Consider the following 25,087-nt stretch of genomic DNA (forward strand, 5'->3'; position numbering starts at 1 on the left):
CCTTCGGCACAATCAGCGAGGCTATAGATGACAGAGTTGAATTCGCTACTGGAACCCGGAATGCGCGTCAGCCATCCCAATGAACCCGACTGGGGCATCGGACAGGTGCAATCCAACATCGGTGGACGCGTCACGGTGAACTTTCCCGAGGCGGGCAAAGTGGTCATTGATGGCACGCGCGTCTCCTTGATCCCGCATTTCGAGTAGCGGGCGATTAACCAAGTTATCGCCGCTCTATGTCATACAAATCCTTTCATAAAGGTTAACAAAGCCTGAAGACCCAGAGGACAAGCGGGATTGCGCTTGGGCCTTTGGGCCCCTAAACCCCCTCAAAGCCTGACAGGACCTACGATTTCATGCCCGATACCTCTCCTGATTTTGTGGTGCGCCTTGCCCGCGATCCGGCAGAGGTTCAGGCCGCCCAACATCTGCGTTATCGCGTTTTCGTGCAGGAACTTGGCGGTGACGGAGAGATGGTGGACCACGACCTGCAGATCGAGGCCGACCGCTTTGACCCCTATTTCGACCACCTGTTGCTGCTGGACACACAGCGCGGGGAAAGCGTTCGGGATCAGGTGGTTGGCGTCTACCGACTGCTCAGCGAAGAGGGCGCGGCACAGGCGGGCAGCTTTTATTCCGACCATGAGTATGACCTAAGCTTACTGCGTAAGTCAGGCCGCAAATTGCTGGAATTGGGCCGGTCGTGCCTGCACCCCGACTATCGCGGCGGCGTTGGCATGATGCTGATGTGGCAAGCCCTGTCGGACTATGTGGCCGAGCGGGGGATCGACCTGCTGTTCGGCACCGCGTCGTTCCACGGCACGGATATCGACACACTGGCCCCGTCGCTATCGTTGCTACATCACCGCCATCTGGCCCCCGCAGATATCCGCGTCCGCACCCAGCCCGACGCCTATCAGCCTATGGACCTGATCGCCGAGGATCAGCTGGACCGCGTTGCCGCCATGCGCAACGTGCCCGCGCTGATCAAAGGGTATCTGCGTCTGGGCGGCTACGTCGGGGACGGCGCTTATATCGATCATGCGTTCAACACGACCGACGTGTTCCTGATCCTCGACACCGCGCGGATCACCGACACGCAGGCGCGCATCTACAAGGGCGGAAAATGACCTGGGATCCCGACAAGGCCGACGCGCCGATGCCGCCGCTTGGCCTGCGCACCAAGGTGATCTTTGCCCTGCGCGCGATCCCCTTTGCCTCGATCATCGTGATCTGCCTTCTTTTGCTGGTCATCCTGCGCTATCCCGAACGCGCGATTTACGGGATGCACCGCCCCTTCACGCCCTATCTGACGCAATTCGTCTGCCGGATGTTCTTTGTCATCACCGGGATCGGGCTGAAGATCACCGGCAAGCCTATGGACGATCACGGCGCCATCGTCGCCAATCACGCCTCGTGGAGCGATATTTTCACCCTGCACGCCGCCAAGCGCGTCTATTACGTGTCCAAGGCCGAGGTGCGCGGCTGGCCCGGCATCGGCATTCTGGCCCGCGCCACCGGCACGATATTTATCAACCGCGTCCGCGCCGAGGCCAAGCAGCAGCAACAGGTGCTAAGCGACCGTCTGACCATCGGGCATAAGCTGTTGTTTTTCCCCGAAGGAACCTCAACCGACGCAGTCCGCGTGCTGCCCTTCAAGACCACGCTGTTTTCCGCCTTTTACGCCCCCGAACTGCGCGACACGCTGAAGATTCAGCCCGTCACGGTGATCTACCACGCGCCCAAGGGCAAAGAGCCGACGTTCTACGGCTGGTGGGGAGAGATGGAGTTCGCGTGGCATCTGGTCCGCGTGATCGGGCAGATGCCGCAAGGATCGGTCGAGGTGGTCTATCACCCGCCGATGAACGTGTCGGATTTCCCCGATCGCAAGGCACTGGCCAAAGCCAGCGAAGACATCGTGCGCAGCGCGATGCCGCCGGAACGCCAGATTATCGACTAAAGATTATCGACTGGGGATCAGTCGAGCGCGGCCAGCAGGTCTTTCAACGCCTGCGCGGGATCGTCGGTTTTCCAGATCTCGGTGCCTACGCCAAAGAAATCCGTCATCGGACCCAATTGCTTGACCAGATCTACCGTCAGGCCGCCTTCGGCCACGACCGGGATTTCGATCATCTGCGACCACCAGTCAAAGGTCTCGGCCTCGGCGCGTTCTCCATCCGCCAATGCGGTTTCGCCCACGGGACCAAAGCTGACGTAATCCACGCCCGCTTCGCCGGCCGACATGCCATCATGGCGAGAGGTGCCGCAGAACGCGCCCACGATCGCATCCGCGCCAAGCTGTTTGCGCGCCTTACGCACGGACCGCGCCCCATCCGTCAGGTGCACCCCGTCCATGCCATGCCGTTCAGCCAGCAGGATGTGGTTGTCGATCACGATGGCAACGTCGCGCTGATGGCAGACCTCGCGCAGGGTGTCGCAGGCGCGGGCGATCTCGCTCTCGTCACGCGTCGACAGGGCCAAACGCACGCAGGCGACCTCGACCGCATCCAGAACCCGGCCAAGCGCCTCACTAAAGCTGCTTAGGTCGAATTCGGGGGGCGAGATCAGGTAGATTTGCGGCTGCTCTTGCTCGGCCATGGGGAATCTCCGTTAAGTTCCGGCGGTATACTGTATGTTCCCTTGCGCGCAAAGACTTGTTCCCAAGACGTGCCGACGCTAACACCCGCCCCAAAGCAGGAGCCGCCATGACCCAACCCGTCTTTGTCCTTGTCCGCCCTCAGATGGGCGAAAACATCGGCGCCGCCGCGCGGGCCATGTGGAATTTCGGACTGGACCGGATGCGCGTCACCGCGCCCCGCGATGGCTGGCCGAACCAGAAGGCCGTCGCCATGGCATCGGGCGCAGGTCGCCTGCTGGACGAGGCCGGTTTGTTTGACACCACAGCCGACGCACTGCACGACCGCACGCATGTCTTTGCCACCACGGCGCGCGCCCGTGGCTTGACCAAACCCGTGGTGACCCCCGAACGCGCAATGCAGATGGCGGCCGAAATGATCGGGCGCGGCGAAAAGGTCGCCGTGATGTTCGGGCCTGAACGCGCGGGGCTGGAAAATGACGACATCACCCGCGCCAACACCATCATCAACGTACCCGTGAACCCCGAATTTCCGTCACTGAACCTTGGCCAATGCGTGTTGCTGTGCGCCTATGAATGGCAGCGGCACACGGCTGAGATCGTTCAGGAACGCGTCGATATGGCAGGCACCCAGTGGGCGACGGGCGTCGAGGTGGAAAAGCTGTCCCAGCACTACGAAGACCGTCTGGGCGATGCCGGGTTCTTTTTCCCCAACCACAAGGCCGAGACGATGAAGATGAACCTGCGCAACCTGTGGTCCCGGATGCCGCTGACGCAGGCGGACGTGCAGACGCTGCATGGTGTGTTGCGACAGATGGTCCGTTGGAAGGAACGGGGCGACTAAACGCCTCAGCCCGTCTGGACGGGGCAGGGGCGGGCGACTACTTTCCCGCAGACTAGCAAGAGGCGGACCATGGCTGAGAAACGCAAATTGTTCGAAGAGGTCCAGACGGACCAGCGCCCCGAAATCGCAACAGGCACTATCGACCGCGCCAAACGCGGCGCGCGCGGGGCGATCCGCGTCTGGCTGATGATCCTGTTCGCAATGGTCGTCGTGATGATCGCCGTGGGCGGTCTGACACGGCTGACCGACAGCGGGCTGTCCATCACCGAATGGCGCCCCCTGACCGGCGCGCTTCCCCCGATGAGCGAGGCCGACTGGCAATCCGAATTCGCCAAGTATCAGGAAATCCCCGAATTTCAGGTGCAGAACGCCTGGATGCAGCTAGAGGATTTCAAAACGATCTACTGGTGGGAATGGGGCCATCGCCAACTGGGCCGCGTGATCGGTCTGGTCTGGGCCATCGGGTTCTTTGGATTTCTGGCATTTCGGAAAATTCCGACCGGCTGGACCGGACGCCTTGTCCTGATTGGCGCTTTGGGTGGCCTTCAGGGCGCGATTGGCTGGTGGATGGTGTCATCCGGGCTTGAGGGTACGATGCTGGATGTGGCGTCCTATCGTCTGGCCACGCACCTTGGGCTGGCCTTTATCATCCTTGGCTTCATCGCGTGGTACGTGCTGCTGCTGGGCCGAGAAGAACGCGACCTGATGCAGGCGCGCCGATCGCGCGAGGCCAAGCTGTTTTCCTTGGGCACAGGATGGATGCATTTCGCCTTTTTGCAGATCCTCATCGGCGCGCTGGTGGCGGGCATCGACGCGGGCCGCAGCTATACCGATTGGCCCACCATGGGCGGGCAGTTCATCCCGCCGGATCCCTTCATGCTGGAACCAGTTTGGCGGAACTTCCTTGAAAATCCGGGCCTTGTGCAGTTCATCCACAGGATGGTCGGCTATGTGCTCTTCGCCTTTTCGATCATGGTGCTGATCAAGTCGCGCCGCGCCGCGCATCGCGTAACCTCTGGCGCGTTTCTTGTGGCATTTGTCGCGCTGACGGGCCAAGTGCTGCTGGGGATTTACACTGTAATCTCAGCCGCCCAGATGCATGTCGCGCTGACCCACCAACTGCTGGCTGTGGCGACCTTCGTGCTGATCCTGCGCGCGCGTTTCCACGCCGCCTATCCCGTCCCCCAATCTGTCCGAGGCTGACATGACCGCACTATCCAACCTACTGGAATTCCAAAAGGAAACCGAGGCGCTGTCAGCCATCGCGGGCCGTCTGGAATGGGATCAGGAAACCATGATGCCCGAAGGCGCGGCGGATCAGAGGGGCGAGGAACACGCCGCGATCCAAAGCGTGTTGCACGCCCGCCGTACGGACCCGCGGATTGGCGACTGGTTGGACAAAGCCGCGTCCGAGGACGCAACCGAGGCGCAGCAGGCCATGCTGCGCCACATCCGCCGCGACTATGAAAAAACCCAGAAGGTGCCCGCGAAACTGGCCGCCGAACTGGCGCGGGTGACCTCTGTCTCCCAAGGTAAATGGGCCGCCGCGCGGGCCGAGGATGATTTCAAAGCCTTCCTGCCGTGGTTGGAAAAGGTCGTCGCCCTGCGTCAGGAAGAAGGTCAGGCGCTGTCCGATGGCAACACGCCCTATGACGCGCTGGTCGACAATTACGAACCGCTGATGTCAGCCGACCAACTGGCGGATATGTTCGGCGAAATGCGCCCCCGGCTGACGGCCCTGCGCGAAAAGGTGCTGGAAAAACCCACGCCCGATGGTCTGTCCGGCACATTTCCCACCGACAAGCAGATGGCCTTTACCACGCAACTGGCCACGACCTTCGGCTATGACCTGAACCGTGGTCGGCTGGACCTATCGGTCCACCCGTTCTCCTCCGGCTCTGGCAGTGATGTGCGCATTACCACGCGTGTTGCAGAAAACGACCCCTTCAACTGCTTCTATTCCACGATCCACGAAGTCGGCCACGCCTGTTATGAACAGGGCATCGATCCGGCATATGCGTTGACGCCACTCGGGCAGGGCGTGTCCATGGGCGTGCACGAAAGCCAAAGCCGCATCTACGAAAACCAACTGGGCCGCAGCCGCGCCTTTACCGGCTGGATGTTCGACCAGATGACCGCACAGTTTGGCGACATCGGCGTGGCGGATGCCGATGCCTTTTACGCCGCCGTGAACCGCGTGCGCAAAGACTTCATCCGGACTGAATCGGACGAGCTTCAGTACAACCTGCACATCATGCTGCGCTTTGATCTGGAACGCGCGCTGATGGGCGGTGATCTGAAGCCTGCCGATCTGGAAACCGCGTGGAATGATCGGTTCAAGGCCGATTTCGGCTATGACGTGCCGCGCGCGTCCTTGGGGTGTTTGCAGGATGTACACTGGTCGATCGGGCTGTTCGGCTACTTCCCGACCTATTCCCTGGGCAACGTCTACGCGGGCTGTCTGAACAAGGCGCTGCGCAAGGCCGTGCCCGATCTGGACGCGCAACTGTCCAAGGGCGACACCAGCGCCGCCACGACGTGGCTACGCGAGAACGTCCAACAGCACGGGGGCCTATATCGCCCGGCCGAGCTGATCGAACGCGCCTGTGGAGAGGCCCCGACAGCGGAGCCTCTGCTAGAGTATATCGAGGCGAAGTTTACCGCCCTTTACGACCTGTAAAGCGCCTTAGTAGCCGTCAAACACACCTTGGCTGTGGCGGCGCGAAAAGCGTGCGCCATTGCCGAACTGGATGGTATAGCCCAAGGTCGCCACGGTTTCGCGGCGATCGTTGCGACCCACGGTCAGCGCCAGTTTGGTGTTATTCGCGAACCGATAATCCGCGCCGACATAGGCGATAGACTTCGTCCCACCCGGCAGACCGGTTTCGCCATGCGCGCCACCAAAGACCCCAAAGCCATTCCAGTTCCCCGGCGCATAGGCCAGTTCGATCCCATAGCGTTCACCGTGGAAAGCGCCATTGTAATCATGACGATAGGCGACATAGACCTCACCACTGAAATCCCCGGTGGTATAGGCCGCCTCTAGCCCCGCGTAGGCGTAGTTGCCGGGACGAAGGTCTTCGGCCAGCACAAAGCCACCGACGGCCCAGTCAGAGGTCGGCGCATAGAACACGTGCACCCCGGCGCTTGGCACCGTGGAATTGATCGCTTCGTATTTACCGACGCTAATGTCCAGCTGCATCCCGATGCCGTTGTCGAAGGTCGTGCCCAAGGACGTCGCAATATGCTTGAAGTTACGGCTTTTCCCGACGTTGTGACCCAGTTCGAACGTGACATCGCCATCCAGCATGTTCTGCGCAACGGCAGGAGAGGTCAGCAAAGCCGCCGTGGCAGCAGTCGCAAGAAGGCGGGCGGGAAATCGGGTCATGGGTCGTCCTTTCAGAACGCTAAACTGGTTAAACTTCAAACCTACCGCCAATGCATATGGTTCCCAAGTCCCTGACGTGCGACAAAAAATGTGTCATTTACGCCATAGGTTTTATCGCCCGCCGATCAGGCATATGCGCAAAAAATTTGGGCCGGAGTTGCCTCCGACCCAAGTTAATCGTGGGCCCAAACGGGGTAGACGTTGTCCCACTTTATTCCGCGACGATACCGGGTAGTGCTATAGGGCCTGTACCGCTGCGGTAACTTTCTTCCCGCAAAGGTAGAACACGTTCAGGTTGCGCGCGCAAGAGCCCTGTGGACAGAATCCGCAAGTTGCTGCAAAAGCGCAATAATCCTGTATACAGCGATGTGGATAAGCGTCAGGTTGACGCGTTACAGCGTGTCGGATTTATCGAAAGCGTTGGAAATCCACTCAATCACAGCTTGCAAAAGCGGATCGTGGCGACGCGTTTCGTGGTAACACAGGTACAGCGGCGTTTCCGTGTCGGGCACAGAAGGATCGTAGCGCTCCAGCCCGGGCGTCTGTTCTGCTTCGATTCGCAGCGTCAGACCGGGCAGGCGGGTCGTGCGGATCGCATTGGCCGTATCGTGCAGCGTTTCCACCCGCAGGCTGGGCGGGCGTCCGTCCATAATGTTGAACGCGTTTTGAACAGCCATCTGCTGATCATGTTCCCGCAGCAAACTGATCCAGGCGCCGCCACGGGGGCTGTCTTCGAAGGCATACATATTCGCATGAACCTTACCGATCGGCTTGACGATCAACCGCCCTTGCTGCGGCCGCACGGGCGACACGATCAGATCATTTTCCCCAAGCGTTTCGCGATAGGTCTGCGCATGCAGGCTTAGTCGGATACCGGGATGACGTCGGACCAGATCGGGGATGAAGGGCGGCAGAACCGCATTGGCCAGCGACCCGGGCATGCCGACGGAAATCGCACCGTTCAACTCTCCGCCTGACGAGTCGGAGGCGTTGAGGAAACTGTCGATCTCTCCTTCGAAGCTGCCGACGCTTTGGATCAGCGCACCGATGGCTTCGCTGGCGACCCAGCCTTCGGGCGTCTTGTGAAACAGCTCGTACCCAAGCGTTTCCGATAGCCGCGCCAGACGACGGGATACCGTGGCCGGGTTCGTGGTCAGCAACCGCGCCGCCGCGCTCATGCTGCCGGTTTTATGGACCGCCAGCAGGTATCGCAGGTCGTCCCAGTTATCGATCCGAGTTTCCGTTCCGCGCAGCATCAGCTTTCATCCGTATTCGTACCTTCTGCGGCCTCGGCCCCGTCGGTATCTTCTTCATTTTGCTCAGCAATGCGCGCGACAGAAACGACGGTTTCGCCCTTGCCGGTGTTGAACACCTTCACACCGCCCGCACTGCGCGAACGGAAGGAAATGCCATCCACCGGCACGCGGATCGACTGGCCCTTGGACGTCGCCAGCATCACCTGATCATCCATCTCGACCGGGAAGGCCGCGATGATTTCACCGGTGCGCATGGATTTTTCCCACGCGGTCACACCCATGCCGCCACGGCCCCGGATCGGGTAATCGTGGGACGAAGAGATATGGCCAGCGCCACCCGCCGTGATGGTCAGGATGATCGTTTCCGCCGCCGACATTTCGGCATAGCGGTCCTGGGGCAGGGGCATATCGGCGTTGCCCTCGTCTTCGTCCGATACCTGTTCCACGTCACCGGCCATGGCGCGGCGCATTTTCAGATAGGACGCGCGTTCATCGGATTCCGCAGGGAAGGTCGGCAGCACGAACATCGACGCGACTTCATCCTTGTCGTTCAGGCGAACACCGCGCACACCCGTCGAGGCACGAGAGTTGAACACCCGTACATCATCCGCCCGGAACCGGATCGCGCGGCCAGATTGCGTGAACAGCATCACGTCATCTTCGGGCCCACAGATCGCGGCGTTGATCAGGCGCATGCCTTCGTTTTCGCCTTCGAACTTCATGGCGATCTTGCCGTTGGATTTCACGTTGGTGAAGTCCGACAGGGCGTTACGGCGAACGGTGCCCGCGCTGGTGGCGAACACGATCTGCAGATCGCCCCAATCCTCTTCGGCGCGGTCAACCGGCATGATCGCCGCAATCGACACGCCTGTCGGGATCGGCAGGATATTGACGATAGCCTTACCTTTGGACGTCCGACCACCAAGGGGCAGGCGCCACGTCTTCAGCTTGTAGGCCATGCCGTCCGTCGTGAAGAACAGCAGCTGCGTATGGGTGTTTGCCACGAACAGCGACGTCACCACGTCGTCATCCTTGGTGGACATCCCCGACAGACCTTTGCCGCCACGTTTCTGCGCACGGTAATCGGCCAGCGGGGTGCGTTTGATATAGCCGGACTGCGTGATCGTCACGACCATGTCTTCGCGTTCGATCAGGTCTTCGTCGTCCATGTCGCCAGACCAGTCGACGATTTCCGTCCGACGCGGCACGGCGAAGAGGTCTTTCACTTCGCGCAGCTCGTCCGAAATGATGCCCATGATCCGGTCGCGAGAGCCAAGGATTTCAAGGTATTCCTTGATCTTGGTCGCCAATTCTTCCAGCTCATCCGTGACTTCTTTGACGCCCAACTGGGTCAGGCGCTGAAGACGCAGTTCCAGAATGGCGCGGGCCTGCACTTCGGACAGGTTATAGGTGCCATCGTCGTTCATCGTATGCGACGGGTCGTCGATCAGGCGAATGAAGGGCGCGATTTCCTCGGCCGGCCAGCGGCGGGTCATCAGTTTTTCACGCGCTTCGGCGGCATCGGCGGACGCACGGATGGTCGCCACGACCTCATCCACGTTCGACACGGCGACGGCCAGACCACACAGCACATGGCTGCGTTCACGGGCCTTGTTCAGCAGGAAGGCGGTACGGCGGGCGACAACTTCTTCGCGGAAGGACACGAAGGCCGACAGGAAACCATACAGTGTAAGTGTCTCGGGGCGGCCACCATTCAGCGCAAGCATGTTACAGCCGAAATAGGTCTGCATCGGTGTGAACCGCCATAGCTGGTTCAACACGACGTCAGGCGTCGCATCGCGCTTCAGCTCAATCACCACGCGCACACCGTTCCGGTCGGATTCGTCCTGAACGTGGGCGATGCCTTCGATCTTCTTCTCGCGCACCTGCTCCGCAATCTTTTCGATCATCGCGGCCTTGTTCACCTGATAAGGAATCTCATCAATAACAATGGCGTAGCGTTCTTTGCGGATTTCTTCGACGTGCTGCTTACAGCGTATGATGACCGATCCGCGGCCTTCCAGATACGCCTTACGCGCGCCAGAGCGGCCCAACATGATACCGCCGGTGGGGAAGTCGGGGCCGGGGATATAATCGATCAGATCTTCGATCGACATATCCGGGTTTTCGATCAGCGCCAGCGTCGCATCCACCACTTCGCCCAGGTTATGGGGCGGGATGTTCGTCGCCATACCCACCGCGATCCCGCCCGCGCCGTTGACCAGCATGTTGGGGAATTTGGCAGGCAGAACAGTGGGTTCGCGGTCCTTGCCGTCATAGTTCAATTCGAAATCGACAGTATCCTTGTCGATGTCGTCCAGCAGGTAGTTCGCCGCCTTGTCCATCCGCACTTCGGTGTAACGGAAGGCCGCGGCCTTATCCCCGTCCATAGAGCCGAAGTTGCCCTGACCATCGAGCAGCGGCAGCGACATGGAGAAATCCTGCGCCATCCGCACCAAGGCGTCATAGATCGCGGAATCACCATGCGGGTGATACTTACCCATCGTGTCCGCAACCGGGCGCGAGGACTTACGATACGGTTTGTCATGCGTATTGCCGACCTCATTCATCGCGTAAAGGATGCGGCGGTGCACAGGTTTTAGGCCGTCGCGCAGATCGGGAATCGCACGGGCCACGATGACGGACATCGCGTAGTCGAGATACGAGGCTTTCATCTCCTCGGCGATGGAAACGGTCGGGCCGTCATACGCCGGGCGGGGATTTTCCTCAGTATTCTCAGGGGGTTCTGGGGTATCAGTCACGGATGTGGCCTGTTCTTTGGCAGCGTCTATATATTGTTGTGGCGGACTATAGCACCCACCTTTTGTTGGGTGCAATGGTCACCGGGCGGCACTTTTGGCACTCATTTGGTCAGGTGGATAACAGTCTGTTTTTGTTGATTTTTAATCCTTACGGCGCATCATTTTCATATCGGTAACGTGTTGAGGTGCACATATGAGCATGAGCGAGACGGAAATGATGCTAAAGGGCTACGGTCTGACGACGGCGGAATTGTTCTATCGATTGCCTGACTATCAAAGCGTCCTGAACTCTTTCATCTGGCAGGAATACGATCTGGCCCCGGACCATCCGCGGCTGTTTCAATTCATCGAGTTCTGGCAGGACAAGATCGAAGGCCCGCTGCATTCCGTGCGGTTCACCCATCGCAAACAGATATCGCCCGGAGAATGGCGGAACTGCAAAGGAGAGTTCACGCTGCATTAGCGGATCAGGGCTGGGCGTCAGGCCCTGCTTCCCAACATCGAATTATCTAACACGTGCGGAATCAAGGGCCGCAGGCCCGCCGCACATCGCAGGGCCGCCCCCCGGCACTGCGATTGGCTGATGCCTGCGGCACGTGCGGGCGCAAGCGCTACCACGGCTGCCATAAATCAAGGTGTCCATTGGTCAGGGTCGCCGCACCGCGGCCCTGCGACATGCGGCTCTGACCCAAATCAAACCGAACAGCTCGCCCCGCCCAATACGCAGAACTTGGCGCAATGCGGATGGTTCAGCGCGACTTCCTGACCGACCTCTGGCGCCTCTGGCCCCATGTCAAATCCGCGGTCGTAGGGCAGCAGGGTGCAGGCGGCATAGGCCGGGGCCTCTCCCTTCCGTTTCACCAGCATCCGGGACGTAGCGCACATCTGATCTTCGGGCCGTTTGTTCAGAATACCCCAGCAGGCCGTCGTGATCTCGGGCACGGGCGCGTTCATATCCATCTCGGGGAAGATCACGCAGCGGGCCGGATCATAGGCGTCGATCTTAAACCCTTCCTCGGCAAACAGCGCGGCATAGCCCGCACGTTGGGATGCCTCGTCTTCTCCGGTAAATCCTCGCCCCGCCACGCTTAGCGTCACGCCGATATCCCGCAGCCAGCGCATCCCGGTCAGCGAACTTAGGAAAGACCCCAGCCCGCGTTCTTCATCATGCACGGACGCGGTGTAGTGATCCAAGGAAATCCGCAATTCCATCTGGCCGGGATAAAGCGCGTTCAACCGCTGGATCGCCTCTTGCGGCACGGGCCGCATCATCGGCTTCATCGCATTGGTCAGGATCAACACGCGCAAACCACGGCGCAGCGCATCCTCGACCATTGCAGGGAAGGCGGGGTTCATAAAGGGCTCGCCCCCGGTAAATCCAACCTCTTCAACGGGATGGCCCGCTGCCAGCACGGCATCCAGATGTGCGCTAACTTCTTCGGCGCTCAGGTACACCAGCGCGTCATTGGTCGGAGAGCTTTCGATGTAGCAATGCGAACAGGCGATATTGCACAGCGTCCCGGTATTCACCCACAGCGTGCGGATCCCGGTCAATGCCACGCTGGCCCGGGTGTCGCCATCTGCGGTCACCTGCGGGTCGATAAACTTGCCGGAATTGGCAGCACCGGCGGCGGCGATCTCGTCTTTCATGGGGGCTCCGCGTCAAATCTGTTGTCCGGATCCGTGTAACGGGTGGACAGGGGCAGGGCAAACCGCTGGTATGGTCATATCGCCATTGTGATCTGCGGGTGCGACGTTATGTTAGCGCCCAAACTGGGCTTGGGAAGCCCATAAAACCTAGGCAAAGGAAAACTCCATGGTCTCGCGCGTCATCCCGGTCGATCCCTTTGACCTTGTCGTTTTTGGCGGCACTGGTGATCTGGCACGACGGAAAATCCTGCCCGCGCTGTTCCGACGGTTCTGCTCTGGCCAGATGGAGGATGACAGCCGCATCATCGGCGCCGCCCGGTCCGAACACAGCCGCGACGAATTCCGCCAGATGGTGGCCGAGGCGATTGCCGAATTCAACACATCCACCACCTGCGAGGCGGGCACGGTCGAGGCGTTTCTGGAACGCATCGATTACGTCAATATCGACGCTAAGGGCGAAGAAGGCTGGGAAGACCTGCACAACCTGATGATCCCCGGCCGCGTGCGGGCCTTCTACTTCTCGGTCGCGCCCAGCCTGTTCGGCGATCTGGCCGAACGGCTGCACAAACACGGCATGGCAGATGCCGACAGCCGCATCGTGGTCGAAAAGCCCTTTGGTCGCGATCTGGACACGGCCAAGGACCTGAACGCAACGCTGGCGCAGCACTTTGACGAAAGCCAGATCTACCGGATCGACCATTACCTTGGCAAAGAAACCGTCCAGAACCTGATGGCCGTCCGTTTTGGCAACATGCTGTTCGAACCGCTGTGGAATTCGCAATACGTCGATCACATCCAGATCACCGTGGCCGAAACCGTGGGCGTGGGGGGCCGTGGCGAATATTACGACCGCTCTGGTGCGATGCGGGACATGGTGCAGAACCACCTGATGCAGCTTCTCTGCCTGATCGCGATGGAGCCGCCCGCCAAGTTCGATCCAGACGCCGTGCGTGACGAAAAACTGAAAGTTATCCGCGCCTTGGACCCGGTCGAGCCCATCGACATCGTGCGCGGTCAATACGGCGCAAAGGACGGCAAGCCTGATTACCCGACCGACGTGGAAAACCCGCGCTCGACCTCGGAAAGTTTTGTGGCGCTGCGGGTCAATATTTCCAACTGGCGATGGGCCGGGACGCCGTTCTACCTGCGCACCGGCAAGAAACTGAAGGCGCGCAGCAGCGAAATCGCCGTGGTCTTCAAGGAAACCCCGCATTCGATCTTCGGAGAAGAGGCAGGCCGCCACCGCAACATCCTGACCATCCGATTGCAGCCCAACGAAGGCATGGATCTGGACGTCACGATCAAGGAACCGGGGCCGGGGGGTATGCGTCTTGTGGATGTGCCCTTGGACATGACCTTTGCCGATGCGCTTGGCCCCGACGGCGAAGACGTCCCCGACGCCTACGAACGCCTGATCATGGACGTGATCCGCGGCAACCAGACGCTCTTTATGCGCGGGGACGAGGTTGAAGCCGCCTGGGCCTGGACCGACCCGATCATCGAAGGCTGGGAAACCCGCGGCGACAGGCCCGTATCCTACGATCCCGGCTCCTCGGGGCCGGATGACGCGCTGATGCTGATGCATCGCGACGGTCGCAAGTGGAGGGAGATAAGATCATGAATTTCAAAGCCTATCCCGATACAGACATGCTGGTTCTGGACCTGTCGGACGTGCTGGCCGCGTCCTTGAACTCGGCCCTTAATGGCAAGGAGCGGGTGACCTTTGCGGTGCCCGGCGGCACCACCCCCGGCCCGGTATTCGACGCGCTGTCCCAAGTGCACCTGCCATGGGACCGCGTCGATGTGGTGCTGACAGACGAACGGTGGGTGCCGGAAAGCTCTGACCGCTCCAACACCGCCTTGCTACGCAGAACCTTGCTGAAGGACGCCGCAGCGGCGGCCACCTTGATCCCCTTGGTCGCCGACACGGACGCGCCCGAAGACAGCCTTGATGCTTTGACCGAAGGACTCAAGCCGCACCTGCCTATCGACGTGCTGCTGATCGGCATGGGGGCGGATATGCATTGCGCGTCGCTGTTTCCCGGCGCGGATCGGCTGGCCGACGCGCTGGCCCACAACGCGCCACCCTTGATGCCGATGCGCGCGCCCGGCGCACCAGAGCCGCGGATCACCCTGACGGCCCCCGTGCTGCGCGGCGCGATCGACACGCATATCGTCATCACCGGAGCCGAGAAGAAAAACGCCATTCACAAGGCGCAAAAGCTGCAACCGATCGACGCCCCGGTCGCCGCGATCCTTGACGGCGCGCAGGTTCATTACGCCGACTGAAGTCACCGACCCGAGCGGAGGGTACATTGTTCAAAGACATCCAGAACCACGGCCAAGCTGCGATTTCCCGAAATATCGCAAAAATGTTCGATTCAGAGAACAGAGCGGCGGATATGTCTGTCACTTTTGGTGACATCCTGTTCGATTACTCTAAGACGCAGATCGACGGATCGGACCGTGACGCGCTGCTGGCGCTGGCCCGGGAGGCCCATGTCGAAGCCCGTCGTGAGGCGATGTTCAACGGCGAGAAGATCAACGAAACCGAAGGCCGCGCGGTTCTTCATACCGCCTTGCGCAACCTGTCGGGGCGTGAGGTTTTCGTCGACGGTCAGGATGTCATGCCCGGCGTGCTGGACACGCTGACACGGATGGAGGATTTCGCCAACGACGTCCGCTCTGGCGCTTTCACGGGGCAGGGTGGTGCGATCACCGATGTGGTGAACATCGGCATCGGCGGGTCCGACCTTGGCCCCGTCATGGCCACCGCGGCATTGGCGCCCTACGCCGACGGGCCGCGCGTGCATTACGTGTCCAACGTCGACGGCGCGCACATCCACGACACGCTGAAGGCACTGGATCCCTCGACCACGCTGGTGATCGTCGCGTCCAAGACCTTCACCACGATTGAAACGATGACCAACGCCGAAACCGCGCGCCGCTGGATGGCGGAAACGGTCAGCGACCCGGCCGCGCAATTCGCCGCCCTGTCCACCGCCGCCGACCTGACGGCAGAGTTCGGCATCGATCCGTCCCGCGTCTTCGGGTTCGAAGACTGGGTCGGCGGCCGGTACTCGCTGTGGGGGCCCATCGGCCTTCCGCTGATGATCGCCATCGGCCCGAACAACTTCCGCGATTTCTTGGCGGGCGGGCACGAAATGGACATGCATTTCAGCGCCGCGCCCTTGGACCAGAACATGCCGGTCATGCTGGCCCTGGTCGGTATCTGGCACAATCAGGGGCAGGGCCACGGCACCCGCGCCGTACTGCCGTATGATCAGCGCCTACTGCGGTTACCCGCCTATCTTCAACAGCTTGAGATGGAGAGTAACGGCAAATCCGTGTCGATGGACGGCCATGATCTGGAGGTAAATTCCGGCCCCATCGTCTGGGGCGAGCCGGGCACCAACGGCCAGCACGCCTTTTACCAGCTGATCCATCAGGGCACCCGCGTCGTGCCCTGCGAATTCATGGTCGCGGCCCAGGGGCACGAACCCGATCTGGCGCATCACCACCAGCTTCTGGTCGCCAACTGCCTTGCACAGTCCGAAGCCTTGATGCTGGGCCGGTCGCTGGACGAAGCCCGCGCGCTGATGGAGGCCAAGGGGCTGGAGGGTGATGAGCTGGAGCGTCAGGCCCGCCACCGCGTCTTCCCCGGCAATCGCCCCTCTACCACGTTGATATTCCCCAAACTTACACCGCATATTTTGGGTCAGATCGTGGCCCTATACGAACATCGCGTGTTCGTCGAAGGCGTGATCCTCGGCATCAACTCCTTCGACCAATGGGGGGTCGAACTGGGCAAAGAGCTGGCGAAATCTCTGGCGCCTTTGCTGGCTGGTAAGGAAAGCATCGAAGGCAAAGACGGGTCCACCAAAGCGCTGGTGGAATACGCGCAACGGCATCGCTAAAACTTATAAAACTGGCCCGTAAATCACGTCCCACCCGGCGACCACGCCGGGCACCGTCCCGTTGCCGGGTAGGGGATTGCGCCGCAATCACCCGAAACGGGGCCGCCCCACAGGCGGCGCGACTGCGCCACCCCGGATCGACCCGGCCCTCGCCATCGGTGATAATCGCAGGTCCTGCTCTCACCTCAGTCCGGAATATCGAACCCCGGCGCGGCCAGTTCGAACCCGTCGAACCGGAACCCCGGCGACACCGTACAGCCGACCAAAGTCCAGTCTCCGGTCGTTTCAGCCGCCTGCCACCAATCCTTCGGCACAATGCCCTGAGGCCGCGCCCCTGACGCCAGATCAGGTCCTAAGGTCAGTGCCTTAGCCGGACCCGATTCGGTCTCTGCCAGATGCAGCAACGATGGCGCGCCCGCGTAATAATGCCAGATCTCCACCGCATCGACGCGGTGCCAATGGCTCCGCTCTCCGGCCTTCAATAGGAAATAAATGCAGGTGCCAGTGGGCCGCCCTTCGGCCTCTTCGTCGATCCATGTCTGGCGGTAATACCCGCCCTCGGGATGGGGCGAGAGGTCCAGCATCGCGATAATGTCGTCGGCAGTCATAGGCGGATTCCGTAAAAGCGGATTAGGTCTTCGAACCCCTCGGGCAGGTCGTAAAACGGCTCCCACGCGGTAAAGCCCAGTTTTTCATACAGCGCGATCGCCTCGACCAGCCGGACCATCGTGTCCAGCACCATCACGGAATACCCATCCGCCCGCGCCTGATCCATTGCCGCCATGAAAATCGCCTGCGCCGCCCCGTGCCCACGTGCGTCCGGCGCCGTGAAGACGCGCTTGATCTCACAGGTCTCGGGCCCGACACGATGCGTCATCCCGCAGCCCACGATCTGGCCGTTCAGACGCGCCAAGAAAATCTCTCCATCCGGACGGGCGTGCTTTTCCGGCAGCACAGCCAAAAGCGCCTCGTAATCCTCTTCCGCATAATAATTCGCAAGGATTTCAGGACGGTCCGGGATCCGCTCGGCCAGCAACAAACGGTAGGCGCGGCACAGGTCGCGCACGGCATCCAGATCCTCAGGGCTGCGAACGATATCAACGGTCAGATGGCTCATGGCGCTACTTTGGATCTCTCACCGCCAGCCGCAACACAAAAACGCGCCCGAAACCGGACGCGCTTTGATCTTCTTCTGGTTGGTAAATACCCTCGGGGGTCCGGGGGCAGAGCCCCCGAAATAGATACTGTGGGCAGAGCCCCCGAATTAGATACTCTGGGCAGAGCCCCCGAAGTACCTAACCGCGTAACATCACTTCAGGATCGAACGGCCCGCATATTCCGCCGCTTCGCCCAGCAGTTCTTCGATACGGATCAGCTGGTTATACTTGGCCAACCGGTCCGAGCGTGCCAGCGACCCGGTCTTGATCTGACCGCAGTTCGTGGCAACCGCCAGATCGGCAATCGTCGCATCCTCAGTCTCACCGGACCGGTGGGACATCACGTTGGTGTACCGCGCACGATGCGCCATATCGACGGCGCGCAGCGTTTCGGTCAGCGATCCGATCTGGTTCACCTTGACCAGCATGGAATTCGCCACGCCCTTTTCGATACCTTCCGCCAGACGCGCCGGGTTGGTCACGAACAGATCGTCGCCCACCAGCTGCACTTTGTCGCCCAAGCGATCGGTCAGCAGCTTCCAGCCTTCCCAATCGTCCTCGGAACAGCCGTCTTCGATCGAGATGATCGGATAATCCCCGCACAGCGCCGCAAGGTAATCGACGTTCTCTTCCGCCGACAGCGTCTTACCTTCGCCGGACAGCACGTATTTGCCGTCTTTGAAGTATTCGGTCGCCGCGCAGTCCAGCGCCAGATAGATGTCTTCGCCGGGTTTATAGCCCGCTTTTTCAATGGCTTTCAGAACGAAATCCAGTGCGTCACGGGTCGATGCCAGTTCCGGCGCGAACCCACCTTCGTCGCCCAGACCGGTGGACATGCCTGCCGCCGATAGTTCTTTCTTCAGCACATGGAACACTTCGGACCCCATGCGCACCGCGTCGCGGATATTGCCCGCGCTGACCGGCATGATCATGAATTCCTGAATGTCGATCGGGTTGTCCGCGTGCTCACCGCCATTGATAATGTTCATCATCGGAACGGGCAACATCCGGGCCGAGGTGCCGCCAACGTAACGATACAGCGGCTGCATGGTGAATTCCGCCGCCGCCTTGGCCGCTGCCAGAGACACGCCAAGGATCGCGTTCGCGCCCAGACGGCCTTTGTTGTCGGTCCCGTCCAGATCGATCATCGCCATGTCGAGGCCAATCTGATCCGTCGCGTTTATGCCAGCGAGTTCTTCCGCGATCTCACCGTTCACCGCCGCCACCGCCTCCAGCACACCCTTGCCGGAATAGCGGGATTTGTCGCCATCGCGCTTCTCAACCGCCTCATAGGCCCCGGTAGACGCGCCCGACGGCACCGCCGCCCGCCCCAAGGACCCGTCTTCGAGCGTCACATCGACCTCGACCGTGGGGTTGCCCCGGCTGTCCAGAATTTCGCGGGCGTGAATGTCGATAATCGTGCTCATCAGAGGCTTATCCTTATGAAAGGGCAGATGTTGCGGGGCTTTTACGGTGTGGGACGAGCCATGGAAAGGGGCCGAGGACGCAGTTTGCGCAAACAGGGTCGGAAATAGCAGTTGAGGGCAGCGCCGTCCGGGGGAACGGACGGCGCTGTCCGGCATCGCCGCCGGGCGAAGCATCTGATTATGGTTGGGAAATGCGATAATATACGTCCGATGAGGCGTGCATCCAGCGGGGATATTTACCGCAAGAGGATGCTACTCGTCGTCCTTCAGCGGACGCCCATACAGCTCCAGCCGGTGGCCCAGCAGCTTGAAGCCGAGCTTCGCCGCGATCTTTTCCTGCAGCGCCTCGATCTCTTCATCTACGAATTCGATGACCCGGCCCGTATCCATGTCGATCAGGTGATCATGGTGGTCGCGTTCCGCATCTTCATACCGCGCGCGGCCGTCACCGAAATCGACTTTCTCAAGGATCTGCGCCTCTTCCAGCGTCTTCACGGTGCGATAGACGGTGGCCAGCGAAATGCCGGGATCGCGGGCATTGGCACGGGCGTGCAGTTCTTCCACGTCGGGGTGATCGCGCGACATGTCCAGCACCGACGCGATGATGCGGCGCTGCGCGGTCATGCGCAGGCCGTTGTCTTCGCAGCGTTTCAGGATGCTGTCGCGTTTCGCCATGGCGCGGGTCCCCGGTTTGGTGGGGTCCTGAATGCATCAAGTGATGCGCTCAGGCAAGAAGCGGGATCACTCCCACTCGATCGTTCCCGGAGGTTTCGACGTGATGTCATAGGTCACGCGGTTGATGCCTTTGACCTCGTTGATGATCCGCGTCGCGGTTTCGCCAAGGAAGTCGTGGCTGAACGGATAATAATCCGCGGTCATCCCGTCCACGGACGTCACGGCCCGCAGCGCACAGGCGTAATCATAGGTGCGTCCGTCGCCCATCACGCCAACGGTGCGGACGGGAAGGATGGCAACGAAGGCCTGCCAGATCTCATCGTACAGACCATGTTTGCGGATCTGGTCGATATAGACCGCGTCGGCCTTGCGCAGTATCTCCAGCTTGTCGCGGGTGATCTCTCCGGGGCAGCGGATCGCCAGACCCGGTCCGGGGAAGGGGTGGCGGCCGATGAAGCTGTCGGGCAGGCCAAGTTCGCGACCCAAGGCGCGGACCTCGTCCTTGAACAGTTCCCGCAGCGGCTCAACCAGCTTCAGGCCCATCTTTTCAGGCAGGCCACCGACGTTGTGGTGCGATTTGATCGTGACGGACGGGCCGCCGGAAAAGGACACCGATTCAATGACATCGGGATACAGCGTACCCTGCGCCAGGAACGATGCGCCTTCGATCTGGTCGGCGTATTTCTGGAACACGTCGATGAAAAGCTTACCGATGATCTTGCGCTTGGTCTCGGGATCGCTGACGCCTTCAAGCTCACCCAGAAACAGTTCCTGCTCTTCGGCGTGAATGACCCTCAGGTTCATATGATCGCGGAACATGCCGACGACCTCTTTGCCTTCGTCCAGACGCAGCAGGCCGTGATCGACGAACACGCAGGTCAGCTGATCACCGATGGCCTCGTGGATCAGCGCGGCCGCGACGGAACTGTCGACGCCGCCAGACAGCCCGCAGATCACTTTGGCATCGCCCACCTGATCGCGGATTTTCTGAACCATTTCTTCGCGATAGGCGGCCATGGTCCAGTCACCGGCAAAACCCGCCAGACGCACAAAATTCTCATAGATCGTGCGGCCATTGGGGGTGTGGTGCACCTCCGGATGGAACTGCACGGCATAGAACCCGCGGTCGCGGTCGGCGGTGATGGCAAAGGGCGCGCCGGGCGAAGTGCCCAGCACGTCAAACCCCGGGGCGATTTCGGCCACGTGGTCGCCGTGGCTCATCCAGACCTGTTCGCGGCCCTCAAGGAACCAGCCGGTCAGCAGATCGCTTTTCGCCTCGGCCGGGGTCACGTAGGCGCGGCCAAACTCTGCCGTGGCATGTTCGCCAGCCTCAACCCGGCCACCCAGATCGTGCATCATGACCTGCTGGCCATAGCAGATGCCGAGGATCGGTACCCCAAGGTCATAGACCTCTTTCGGCGGGCGGGGCGATCCCTCGCGCATCACCGAATCCGGCCCGCCGGAAAAGATCACGGCCTTGGGCGCGAACTCGGCCAACATGGCGCCGGTCACGTTTTGATAGGGATGGATTTCACAATAGACGTTCAGCTCTCTCAGGCGGCGCGCGATCAGCTGCGTCACCTGGCTGCCAAAGTCGATAATCAGAAGGCGGTCGTGCGAGGTCTCGGTCATGGCGATGCATTAGTCGCGACCGGTCCCGCGCGCAAGATGCAACACGTCGTCCAGCCCCTTGGCGCGGGAAATAGGGGGCTTTCTGCCCCCTCCGCCGCCAGATGCGGCAGTCCCGTTCCGGCGCGCCCCTATGGCACGCCCTTCCGAGGGACATTTGCGCCACCAAAGAAGGAGAGATCACCTCCGCCCCTAGACCAGAGGCAGAGGCTTCTTCGGTCACGGTCATCGGCGTCCCCGCCTGTACCGTCCCTCGCTTATCCCTCATTAAGGTTAATTAACCGTTACCGACGCCCGAGATAGCTGCCAGACCGCCTATCTTCTTTGGTCGGACAAATATTCCTCGGGGGAGGTCGGCAAAATCCACGATTTTGACGAACGGGGGCAGACAGCCCCCGACACGCTTGACGCCCGTGCGACATGTCGTTTTTGCGATCAGCTTGACGCAATCCGCGCCTTGCCGACTGGCCTGTGCCGTTATCACGGTGGAAAATCTCCGGATGGGATTCGGAGGCACCATTTGGGGACGACCTATGAACGATACAGCAGTGCGCAGCAGACGGGGACGCTCGGGCGGGGGCGCGGCACGCCGTGCAGAACGGACCGCAGGTGATTTCGGCACCGCGCCGACGATCCAGCGCAACATCCCGAACATGGAACTGCTGACGGAAGAAACGCTGCAGATCATCGAAGCCAACGCGGAAATCGTGCTGGAAGAGATCGGCGTAAACTTCGTCAACAACCCCGGTGCGCTGCAACTGTGGCGGGACGCTGGCGCTGACGTTCAGGGCGAACGCGTCCACATCCCGCGTGGTCTGGCCCGTAAGCTGTGTGCAACCGCGCCCAGCCAGTTCACCCAGCACGCCCGCAACCCCGCCAAATCGGTGGAAATCGGCGGCAAGGGTCTGGTTCTGGCACCGGTCTACGGCCCGCCCTTCGTGCGCGACGCCCAAGGGGGCCGCCGCTATGCCACGATGGAAGATTTCCGCAAATTCGTGAAACTGGGCCATATGTCCAAATGGGTCCAGCACTCGGGCGGCACCGTTTGCGAACCGACCGATATTCCGGTGAACAAGCGTCACTTTGACATGCTGATGGCGCATATGACGCTGACCGACAAACCCTTCATGGGGTCGGTCACCGAACCCAGCCGGGCGCAGGACAGCGTCGACATGTGCGAAATCCTGTTCGGCAAAGAGTTCGTTCAGAACAACACCGTGATGACCTCGCTCATCAACATCAACTCTCCGCTGACGTTCGATGACGTGATGATGGGCGCGCTGGAAGTTTATGCGCGCAACAATCAGGCCTGCATCATCAGCCCCTTCATCGTGGGCGGCGCCATGGCCCCCGTGTCGGTTGTCGGCACGCTGACACAGGTTCTGGCCGAGGTGATGGCCGGTATCGCGTACAGCCAGTTGGTCCGCCCCGGTGCGCCGGTGATCTTCGGGGCCTTCGTGACCTCGATCGACATGAACTCTGGTGCGCCGACCTTCGGCACGCCCGAAGCGTCGCAAATCCTGTATGGCGCTGGTCAGCTGGCCCGCCGCATGGGTCTTCCGTTCCGATCGGGCGGCAGCCTCTGCGGGTCCAAACTGCCCGACGCGCAGGCCGCGTATGAAACCGCGAACACGCTGAACACGGCGCTGCTGGGCGGTGTGAACTTCATGCTGCACGCTTGTGGTTGGCTTGAAGGCGGTCTGGTGTCGTCGTTCGAGAAGTTCGTGATCGACGCCGACCAGCTGGGATCGCTGCACAAAATGGCCGCCGGCGTGGCAAACGACGAAAACGCCCAAGCCATGGACGCCATGCGCGAAGTGGGGCCGGGCGGTCACTATCTGGGCTGCGCGCATACGCAGAACAACTACAAATCTGCCTTCTGGCGCTCGGAACTGTTTGATTACAAACCGTTCGAGACATGGGACGAAGAAGGCGCGCGCGACACGCAGGCGCTGGCCGCCGAACGGGTCACCAAGCTTCTGGACCGCTACGAGGCGCCGCCGATGGATCCGGCCATTGCCGAGGCGCTGGCCGCCTACGTGGCGCAGCGCAAGGCTTCTATGGAAGACGCCTTCATGTAAGGCCGTCAGGTCTTGCGACAATTCAGGCGATCGGGTCACGGCCCGGTCGCCTTTTTATTGGCCCGGAGGCTTTGCCGCGTCCCGAGTTGAGGTCCGCAGCAACTGCGCCTCAGCCAGCAGGGCGGTCAGGGCGGCCACATGCGCCACCGCGTGATACCGCGCGTCCTGCACCTGCCGCTGGTCTTCCAGCTCGGCCTCTTTGTCGAACAATATCATCATTGCGGCCCCATGCCCCGGCACCCGCCCGATGGCCCGCGCGCCAATCACCCGGCGCAGGTCGCGCGCCCTGTGATATTGCGCGGCCCCGGCCTGCGCCGCGTCGATCAGGACGCGGGGACGGGTCATCATGTTCAGTCGGCTAATCGGATCCTGCATTCTGCACCTCTTCAATATGCGAGTCGGAGCAGTATCTCACACCTTTGGGTTGTGTTGCGTGAATCGCCAAACAGAGATCTGTGCCTCCAGACTCCGTTTACGTTTTCGAAACATTCTTGGTCATCAAGGTTAACCGTTAATGAAACGGAAACCATTAACCCGTCAGACTCCAAGGTGGTCTGGGGAAAGGCCAGCACGCAGAACGTGTGCTGGCGGGTGTCGAACAAAAGGGAGTGTCTTATGACCCAACATGTCCAGAATTGGAACGATAGCTGGCCCGAATGGGTGCCGGAACAAGTCCGCCGATACATCGCGCATACCGAAGGCGGCGCGCCGATCCGCATTCTTGCCAAGGCCGAAGGCTGCCACGCCTCGACGGTGATGCGTCAGATCCGTCAGGTGGAAAGCGCGCGGGAAGACGCGCTGTATGACGAAGGGCTTCGCTGGCTGGGCCAGAACACCGAAGTCATCGACTTGGGCACCGGAGAGGACGTGCTGCCCGGTTTCAAACTATCCGAGACCGTGCACGACGTGCCGACCTTGGAGAAAGAGGCGATCCCAGCCCTGCGCCGCCTGTCCAAACCCGGCGCCGTCATGGCGATTGCTGCGGAAATGGACCGCGCCGTCATCGTCAAAAACGGCGAAGGCGGAGAGACGCATCGCCTGGGCGTCGTCGAACGCCGGATCGCGCAGACGCTGGCGCTGAACGAATGGATCAGTTGCATCCAGCCCGGTCGGCTTAGCCGCTACCGGATCACCAACCTTGGCCGGACCGAACTGAACGCCATGATGGCGAAATTGGACAACCTTGCCAATGGGTTCGCCGAAACGCCGTCGCAGTTCCTTGGCCAGACCAAGCGCAAGTCGGCCGCCGTCAAACGCAGCCGTATGGGCCTGATCGAAACCCCGATCATGAGTCTTGCCCGCCGTCGCGATACGCGCGGACGGCCCTTCCTGACGCCTGCGCAGGTGCGGGCGGCAGAGCGTATTCAGGACGATTTCGAACTGGCGCAGATGGAGCCGCGGACCACCACCAACTGGAACGACTACCTGACCGCCGGAACCTCTGGCCCCGGCCTGTCCGAGGGCGGGTTGCGCGGTGCATCGGCTGCGCGGGCGCGGGTGTCGGCGGCGCTGCGTGAATTGGGCCCGGGTCTGGGCGACGTGGTACTGGAATGCTGCTGCCGTCTGGAAGGGCTGGAAACGGCCGAGAAAAAGCTGGGCTGGTCCGCCCGGTCCGGCAAGATCGTGCTGCGCATCGCGCTGCAGCGGTTGCGCCAGCACTATGACAACCTGTCCGATGGCGGCGGCCTGATCGGCTAAGCGGAAC

23 protein-coding genes are annotated in these 25,087 nt (G+C 61.1%); 12 read left to right on the plus strand and 11 right to left on the minus strand.

Features of this window, described 5'->3' with window-relative positions; genetic code table 11:
* The first annotated feature begins 27 nt into the window (after positions 1 to 27).
* The 3 genes from ACI3GR_RS06805 (at position 28) to olsA (ending at position 1,960) form a co-directional block, all read left to right on the plus strand.
* On the plus strand, positions 28 to 207 hold the full coding sequence (locus ACI3GR_RS06805; RefSeq protein WP_407493324.1) for a DUF3553 domain-containing protein: 180 nt from the start codon (positions 28 to 30) through the stop codon (positions 205 to 207).
* 149 nt (positions 208 to 356) lie between these two features.
* Complete coding sequence (gene olsB, locus ACI3GR_RS06810; RefSeq protein WP_407493325.1) at positions 357 to 1,130, plus strand: L-ornithine N(alpha)-acyltransferase; 774 nt, start codon at positions 357 to 359, stop codon at positions 1,128 to 1,130.
* Positions 1,127 to 1,960 (plus strand): lyso-ornithine lipid O-acyltransferase, encoded by an 834-nt coding sequence (olsA, locus tag ACI3GR_RS06815; protein WP_407493326.1) that lies wholly within the window; start codon positions 1,127 to 1,129, stop codon positions 1,958 to 1,960. The genes olsB and olsA overlap by 4 nt, the downstream gene beginning before the upstream one ends.
* A 17-nt stretch (positions 1,961 to 1,977) precedes the next feature.
* Here olsA and ACI3GR_RS06820 read toward each other — a convergent pair whose 3' ends face one another.
* A complete protein-coding gene (locus ACI3GR_RS06820; RefSeq protein ID WP_407493327.1) occupies positions 1,978 to 2,598 on the minus strand; it encodes a thiamine phosphate synthase in 621 nt (206 codons plus the stop codon).
* 107 nt (positions 2,599 to 2,705) lie between these two features.
* Between ACI3GR_RS06820 and ACI3GR_RS06825 the strand changes: the two genes are divergently transcribed.
* From ACI3GR_RS06825 to ACI3GR_RS06835, 3 genes are all read left to right on the plus strand, one after another.
* Positions 2,706 to 3,440: an RNA methyltransferase gene (locus tag ACI3GR_RS06825; RefSeq protein WP_407493328.1), complete on the plus strand. Its 735-nt coding sequence runs from the start codon at positions 2,706 to 2,708 to the stop codon at positions 3,438 to 3,440.
* Positions 3,441 to 3,509: 69 nt separating this feature from the next.
* A complete protein-coding gene (ctaA, locus tag ACI3GR_RS06830) occupies positions 3,510 to 4,643 on the plus strand; it encodes a heme A synthase (RefSeq protein ID WP_407493329.1) in 1,134 nt (377 codons plus the stop codon).
* A gap of 1 nt (position 4,644) precedes the next feature.
* Positions 4,645 to 6,120, plus strand: coding sequence for a carboxypeptidase M32 (locus tag ACI3GR_RS06835; protein ID WP_407493330.1), 1,476 nt, complete (start codon positions 4,645 to 4,647; stop codon positions 6,118 to 6,120).
* Positions 6,121 to 6,126: 6 nt separating this feature from the next.
* On the opposite strand, the gene ACI3GR_RS06840 is transcribed toward ACI3GR_RS06835, so the two are convergent.
* The 3 genes from ACI3GR_RS06840 to gyrA all read right to left on the minus strand — a co-directional run bounded on the left by ACI3GR_RS06840 (position 6,127) and on the right by gyrA (position 10,846).
* The gene (locus ACI3GR_RS06840; RefSeq protein WP_407493331.1) at positions 6,127 to 6,828 is read right to left on the minus strand and encodes a hypothetical protein; all 702 of its coding nucleotides are present in this window, start codon (positions 6,826 to 6,828) and stop codon (positions 6,127 to 6,129) included.
* A gap of 392 nt (positions 6,829 to 7,220) precedes the next feature.
* Complete coding sequence (locus ACI3GR_RS06845; RefSeq protein WP_407493332.1) at positions 7,221 to 8,084, minus strand: LysR family transcriptional regulator; 864 nt, start codon at positions 8,082 to 8,084, stop codon at positions 7,221 to 7,223.
* Positions 8,084 to 10,846: a DNA gyrase subunit A gene (gene gyrA, locus ACI3GR_RS06850; protein ID WP_407493333.1), complete on the minus strand. Its 2,763-nt coding sequence runs from the start codon at positions 10,844 to 10,846 to the stop codon at positions 8,084 to 8,086. The genes ACI3GR_RS06845 and gyrA overlap by 1 nt, the downstream gene beginning before the upstream one ends.
* Before the next feature lie 193 nt (positions 10,847 to 11,039).
* On the opposite strand from gyrA, the gene ACI3GR_RS06855 reads away from it, so the two are divergent.
* The gene (locus ACI3GR_RS06855; RefSeq protein WP_407493334.1) at positions 11,040 to 11,309 is read left to right on the plus strand and encodes an usg protein; all 270 of its coding nucleotides are present in this window, start codon (positions 11,040 to 11,042) and stop codon (positions 11,307 to 11,309) included.
* A 230-nt stretch (positions 11,310 to 11,539) separates the two neighbouring features.
* Here the strand turns inward: ACI3GR_RS06855 and ACI3GR_RS06860 are convergent, their stop codons facing one another.
* Positions 11,540 to 12,496 carry a radical SAM protein gene (locus tag ACI3GR_RS06860; protein WP_407493335.1) on the minus strand — a complete coding sequence of 319 codons (957 nt, stop codon included), beginning with the start codon at positions 12,494 to 12,496 and terminating at the stop codon, positions 11,540 to 11,542.
* Between the two features lie 166 nt (positions 12,497 to 12,662).
* Here ACI3GR_RS06860 and zwf point away from each other — a divergent pair, with 166 nt between their 5' ends.
* Genes zwf through pgi form a run of 3 tightly spaced genes read left to right on the plus strand, consistent with a single transcriptional unit; the run spans position 12,663 to position 16,413 of the window.
* The gene (gene zwf, locus ACI3GR_RS06865) at positions 12,663 to 14,117 is read left to right on the plus strand and encodes a glucose-6-phosphate dehydrogenase (protein ID WP_407493336.1); all 1,455 of its coding nucleotides are present in this window, start codon (positions 12,663 to 12,665) and stop codon (positions 14,115 to 14,117) included.
* A complete protein-coding gene (pgl, locus tag ACI3GR_RS06870) occupies positions 14,114 to 14,785 on the plus strand; it encodes a 6-phosphogluconolactonase (RefSeq protein WP_407493337.1) in 672 nt (223 codons plus the stop codon). Before zwf ends, pgl begins: the two co-directional genes overlap by 4 nt.
* A 26-nt stretch (positions 14,786 to 14,811) precedes the next feature.
* Complete coding sequence (gene pgi, locus ACI3GR_RS06875) at positions 14,812 to 16,413, plus strand: glucose-6-phosphate isomerase (RefSeq protein WP_407493338.1); 1,602 nt, start codon at positions 14,812 to 14,814, stop codon at positions 16,411 to 16,413.
* A gap of 185 nt (positions 16,414 to 16,598) precedes the next feature.
* Here the strand turns inward: pgi and ACI3GR_RS06880 are convergent, their stop codons facing one another.
* The 5 genes from ACI3GR_RS06880 to guaA all read right to left on the minus strand — a co-directional run bounded on the left by ACI3GR_RS06880 (position 16,599) and on the right by guaA (position 21,304).
* A complete protein-coding gene (locus tag ACI3GR_RS06880; RefSeq protein WP_407493339.1) occupies positions 16,599 to 17,021 on the minus strand; it encodes a cupin domain-containing protein in 423 nt (140 codons plus the stop codon).
* Positions 17,018 to 17,530 (minus strand): GNAT family N-acetyltransferase, encoded by a 513-nt coding sequence (locus ACI3GR_RS06885; RefSeq protein ID WP_407493340.1) that lies wholly within the window; start codon positions 17,528 to 17,530, stop codon positions 17,018 to 17,020. The genes ACI3GR_RS06880 and ACI3GR_RS06885 overlap by 4 nt, the downstream gene beginning before the upstream one ends.
* A gap of 192 nt (positions 17,531 to 17,722) precedes the next feature.
* A complete protein-coding gene (gene eno / locus ACI3GR_RS06890) occupies positions 17,723 to 18,997 on the minus strand; it encodes a phosphopyruvate hydratase (RefSeq protein ID WP_407493341.1) in 1,275 nt (424 codons plus the stop codon).
* Positions 18,998 to 19,249: 252 nt separating this feature from the next.
* Positions 19,250 to 19,672 carry a Fur family transcriptional regulator gene (locus ACI3GR_RS06895; RefSeq protein ID WP_407493342.1) on the minus strand — a complete coding sequence of 141 codons (423 nt, stop codon included), beginning with the start codon at positions 19,670 to 19,672 and terminating at the stop codon, positions 19,250 to 19,252.
* Between the two features lie 66 nt (positions 19,673 to 19,738).
* Complete coding sequence (gene guaA, locus ACI3GR_RS06900; protein ID WP_407493343.1) at positions 19,739 to 21,304, minus strand: glutamine-hydrolyzing GMP synthase; 1,566 nt, start codon at positions 21,302 to 21,304, stop codon at positions 19,739 to 19,741.
* A 530-nt stretch (positions 21,305 to 21,834) separates the two neighbouring features.
* Between guaA and ACI3GR_RS06905 the strand changes: the two genes are divergently transcribed.
* Positions 21,835 to 23,382, plus strand: coding sequence for a trimethylamine methyltransferase family protein (locus ACI3GR_RS06905; protein WP_407493344.1), 1,548 nt, complete (start codon positions 21,835 to 21,837; stop codon positions 23,380 to 23,382).
* 54 nt (positions 23,383 to 23,436) lie between these two features.
* Here the strand turns inward: ACI3GR_RS06905 and ACI3GR_RS06910 are convergent, their stop codons facing one another.
* Entirely contained in the window at positions 23,437 to 23,757 is a 321-nt protein-coding gene (locus ACI3GR_RS06910) for a DUF6477 family protein (RefSeq protein ID WP_407493345.1), read from the minus strand.
* 240 nt (positions 23,758 to 23,997) lie between these two features.
* On the opposite strand from ACI3GR_RS06910, the gene ACI3GR_RS06915 reads away from it, so the two are divergent.
* Positions 23,998 to 25,080, plus strand: a complete 1,083-nt coding sequence (locus ACI3GR_RS06915; RefSeq protein WP_407493346.1) for a DUF6456 domain-containing protein — start codon at positions 23,998 to 24,000, stop codon at positions 25,078 to 25,080.
* Positions 25,081 to 25,087 lie beyond the last annotated feature (7 nt).

It is taken from the genome of Pseudooceanicola aestuariicola (assembly GCF_045763785.1).
In the GTDB taxonomy this organism is placed as follows: domain Bacteria; phylum Pseudomonadota; class Alphaproteobacteria; order Rhodobacterales; family Rhodobacteraceae; genus Pseudooceanicola.